We start from the raw sequence: 1,226 nt of genomic DNA on the forward strand, positions 1-1,226 counted from the left end.
TTGTTCTCCACTGCGTACAGCTGGCTGCCGTTGACGGCATCGGTGCTGGTCGCATTAACGGCACCCGGGGCTACGTTGGTAACCTTCTTGCCGCCGGCATTGATGCCGTCGGTTTTGTCGATTACCACGCCGCCTACGGTAACTTTGTCAAATGCTACTTCGTCTTTGGTGGCGTAGGTGATTTTGCCGTTGGCTTCCTGTTTGACTTTCAGGTTTTTACCCGCAGCCATGTCCAGAATGTCGCCGGGGTTGATGACTTCGTCTCCTGTCGAAGCCGTATCCTTTTCCCCTCCGGTAGCAGCCGAGCTCTTCAGGGTAAAGCCGCTTCCGTTGATGGCGTCAACAACGTTCTGTGTGGTCGCAAGCTGGTCGGCTTTGGTGCCTGCCGGTGTCGCGGCTTTGTTGCCGGCAACGGTAATCGGGGCGGTATCGGCCGCTACGGTGTAGCCTGTGGTCGCATCTCCCGTCACTTTGACGCCTTTTTCGCCTTTGACCTGGGTTTTGCCTACGGCTTTGAGTTGGCTGACGTTCACCGCGTCGGTATCGGCTGTGCCCGGCGCAACATTGGTGATTTTGTTGCCGCCGTTGTTCAGGCCTTTGTCGGTCAGGCTGACCGGTCCTTGACCCGCAGCAGGGTTTTTCGGGGTGATGGTCACGCCGTTGCCGCCAACTTTGGTCACGTTGCCCGCAGCGTCTTTAAACTCGGCGCTGGTCAGGTCTTTGAGCTCTTTGGCCAGTTTGACGTTCAGGCCGTCTGTACCGTTCGCAACTACGCCGATGTTGTTGTCGCTCAGTTTGGCCGCGTCGGTGACGCCGCCTTTGACGTTCACTTTGCTGCCCAGTTTGCGCTCAACATCCGTACCGGTGTCACCCGCAAAGGTCAGCGGTTTGTTCTCCACTGCGTACAGCTGGCTGCCGTTGACGGCATCGGTGCTGGTCGCATTAACGGCACCCGGGGCTACGTTGGTAACCTTCTTGCCGCCGGCATTGATGCCGTCGGTTTTGTCGATTACCACGCCGCCTACGGTAACTTTGTCAAATGCTACTTCGTCTTTGGTGGCGTAGGTGATTTTGCCGTTGGCTTCCTGTTTGACTTTCAGGTTTTTACCCGCAGCCATGTCCAGAATGTCGCCGGGGTTGATGACTTCGTCTCCTGTCGAAGCCGTATCCTTTTCCCCTCCGGTAGCAGCCGAGCTCTTCAGGGTAAAGCCGCTTCCGTTGATGGC

1 pseudogene is annotated in these 1,226 nt (G+C 57.3%); it reads right to left on the bottom strand.

Going from position 1 to position 1,226, the window contains the following annotated elements:
• Positions 1 to 1,226, bottom strand: a pseudogene (locus ACLD9W_RS12325) (hypothetical protein); the annotation flags it as partial.

It is taken from the genome of Neisseria sp. WLZKY-1, assembly GCF_046546535.1.
Taxonomy (GTDB): Bacteria; Pseudomonadota; Gammaproteobacteria; order Burkholderiales; family Neisseriaceae; genus Neisseria.